The sequence below is a fragment of the Rhodothermales bacterium genome (genome assembly GCA_013002345.1).
In the GTDB taxonomy this organism is placed as follows: Bacteria; Bacteroidota; Rhodothermia; order Rhodothermales; family JABDKH01; genus JABDKH01.
In genome coordinates, this window is sequence record JABDKH010000139.1 from 1 (window position 1) to 3,138 (window position 3,138).

Below are 3,138 nucleotides of genomic sequence, written 5' to 3' on the forward strand. Positions count from 1 at the left end.
GGGTAGGGCGGTGGGTCTCCGCCATCTCCAATGAGATAGTGCTCGAGCCACCGCATCGACCGCAAGCTGTAATCGAGTCGGGCGGCACTCTTTCGGTTGCCGTGTCCTTCGCCGGGGTAAAGCACCAGTCGTACCGGCGCTGAGCCACGAAGCTTGAGGTGACGATAGAGTTCTCGGGACTGTCCTGGATTAACACGCGGGTCCTCCTCACCGTGCATAATCAGCAGTGGAGTCCGACCTCGCTCGGCATAGTACACCGGACTCCTCTCCAGGAAGAACTGCCAGTCATCCCAGGGCCGCTTTCGGGCGTGAACGTGATACTCTTCGTTCGGAATGTCGGTGGTCCCGACTTTCGAAATCTTGTTGCTGATGCCCACAAACATCACTCCGGCGGCGAAGCGGTCAGAGTAATACGTCGACATCCACGCGGTTGCGTAGCCACCGTATGATCCGCCCGTTACGCCAACACGATCCTTATCGACGAGCCCGATCTGGATCAGATGATCCACGGCGTCGACGACGTCGTCGAATTCTTTACCGGCCGGGTCTGCCTGACTGGTCTTCGAGAATTCTACGCCGCGACCCGTGCTGCCACGGTAGTTTGGATAGAACACTGCGATGCCCTTCGCTGCCGCAACTTGTCCAGGTGTGGAGTATCCCGTCAACCAGCCATTTGAGTAGTGCGATTCGGGGCCTCCGTGCACCACTGTTATGAGTGGATACTGCTGACCCGGTTGCTCGCCAAGTGGTCTGATCAGAAGTCCTTCCAACTCGAGCCCGTCGCGAGCGGAGTATCGCACAACTTCCTGATTGGCAAGTGGCACGTTGGCCAACCAGGGGTTGCTCTCAGTCAAACGAAGGAGCTGGTTGTTTGAAGTCGTGTACGAAAACAACTCGGTCGGATGAGTGGGCGAGTCGATCGTGAATACACTCGTGCGTCCGTCCGGCGACACGTCGAAGTTGTTGAGACTGTAGGCGTCGGATTCGAGTGTGACGCGACGATTGCCACCGTCGGCGGCGACCTCTCCATATTCAGTGCCGACACCAACCCCGGCGACGTAGCGCAGCGAATTGTTCGGCGTCCAGGCGAAGGCGTCAACGTGGCCGGGAAGGGTCGGGAGTATGTCTCTCACCGTACCACCTTTCGCGGACGCCAGCATGAGACGGCCCTCACTGGGGTCGTTGATGTCAATGCCCGAAATCATGGCTACATGCTGGCCGTCCGGGCTCCAGTCGAAGGCGCCGAGTTTACCAGGATTCTCAATACTCGCCATCACGTCTCCCGACGCCGCGTCCAGCACATGGATACGCCTGCTCATGTACGAGTCATCGACGAGTGAGGTCGGTGCGATCGAGACCAGAAGGCGAGTTCCGTCCGGGCTCCAATGCACCGCACTGGCCGAACCTTCGTGTCTCAGCATTCTCACGGCGGCCTCGATATCATTCGCCCTCGCGATCCAGACCTTGTCGTTCGAAACCGCCTCTTCGTACACATTCGGTTTGACAGGAAGCGTTGTAGCACTCGCCGGCCTGCTCTCGTCGGCGATGAACGCAACGAGCCGCCCGTCATCGCTCCAATCGTACGTCCCTACGGAACGGTCCGTAGCGACCACTCGAATCGGGCTTCCACCACCTGTCCCTACGGCGTAAAGTGAGGTATGCTCGTCATCCTCCATCTTTGCCAGAAACGACAGTCGACTGCCATCGGGCGTCCACGTGATGCCGCGTGCACCGACATCGCTGGCGATAAGTAGCTGGTCGACTCCCGTCTCCAGATTCCGCACTCTGATCTCTGATCGTGCAGGCGCATCCTCGACAAATGGATCGCTCGGTACGCTGACGGAATACGCGACATGGATACCGTCCGGTGCGAGGTCGAGTGCTCCGACCGATCGGATTCGCGCGACGTCGAAAGGTGTGAGACCGTCCACCGGCTGAGCGCTTGCCGAGGGTGAACACAGAATGAGGCCGACTAGAGCCAGAATGTATGCGGCTTGCGCAGAGCGTGGCCAGAACTTAGTGTCTACCATCATGATATTCGTACGGTGTCTTGTGCTTGCAGAACGTGTGGCCCGATCTAGTTTCGAACCGATCCTGTATGGTAGGTTTCGTCCTCCGTTTGCACAAGAGACTCAACACTCCGGCGCGTGACGGTCTATCCCCGACACCTCCGCCGCCGTCCATGCGCGGTCGCGAATCCGACGTCTGCGCCGTTCAAACCATGTTCGCGGTCTTTCCGGATTCAGCGATTATGCATTCAGCAAACTTCTCAGCATCCACGCGTTCTTCTCGTGGATCTGCATTCGCTGGGTGAGGAGGTCGAGGGTCGGTTCGTCGCTGGCCTCGTCTGCGGCAGGCAGCACAGAGCGTGCGGTGCGAACCACCGTTTCCTGACCCTTGAGGAGGCGCAAGATCATCTCTTCCGCATCAGGTAAGCCGGTTTCTTCCTCGAGAGCCGTCAGTTCACTGAACTGGGCAAAGGAGCCCGGTGCGGGGAAGCCCAGGGCACGGATCCTCTCGGCAATCTCGTCAATGGCGGTTGCAATCTCCGTGTAGTGCACCTCAAACAGGTCATGAAGGGTGCTGAACATCGGACCGGTTACGTTCCAGTGGTAGTTGTGCGTCTTCAGGTAGAGCAGGTACGTGTCCGCGAGGAGCCGGGCGAGACCGCTCGCGATCTCTGCACGCTGGGGTTCCGGGATTCCAGTATCCATCGGAATTGCCGTCATTGTTTTCATTTCCATAGCGAATAGAGAATCGATTTTGGTTAATGAGGAAGTTGTGTAAACGTTCAAAACGTTCATCAGATTCATCTGTTTTTATGAAGAGCGGGTGCAATTCTGCTTCTGTGCATGGAAACCGATCGGCCCATCAGCTACGGGCTGTGGGGGCCGTCGGCCTCGCGTCGAAACCTGTCGAAATCGCGAACGTTAGGCGACATCCGAGTCATTCAGATCAAATCGAAACTCTTACGGTGTCAACAATATGAGATCACTGCTTAACGTCACGTCTATTCTCCTGGCCTGCCTTCTGGTCGTTCCCGCGGCATTTGCCCAGCGAGCTGACGATGCAGATCGCGCAAGTAAGAACGGAAGTACAGCTGCGACCATCGACAGCGTCGATATCGTAATCGAGTAT

General features: G+C 57.7%; 3 protein-coding genes. 1 reads left to right on the forward strand and 2 read right to left on the reverse strand.

Translation table 11 applies throughout. The annotated features are described in order from the left end of the window. Both HKN37_07040 and HKN37_07045 read right to left on the reverse strand, forming a co-directional pair. A partial coding sequence (locus tag HKN37_07040; protein ID NNE46399.1) for a S9 family peptidase occupies positions 1-2,033 on the reverse strand: 2,033 nt, incomplete at its 3' end. A gap of 216 nt (positions 2,034-2,249) precedes the next feature. Further along, positions 2,250-2,744 (reverse strand): DNA starvation/stationary phase protection protein, encoded by a 495-nt coding sequence (locus HKN37_07045; protein NNE46400.1) that lies wholly within the window; start codon positions 2,742-2,744, stop codon positions 2,250-2,252. Positions 2,745-2,985: 241 nt separating this feature from the next. On the opposite strand from HKN37_07045, the gene HKN37_07050 reads away from it, so the two are divergent. Beyond that, the coding region (locus tag HKN37_07050; protein NNE46401.1) for a hypothetical protein at positions 2,986-3,138 on the forward strand (153 nt) is incomplete at its 3' end.

Bases quoted from the DNA above. Each gene is read 5' to 3' on its own strand.
- HKN37_07045 (NNE46400.1), bottom strand. From the start codon at position 2,744: ATGGAAATGAAAACAATGACGGCAATTCCGATGGATACTGGAATCCCG.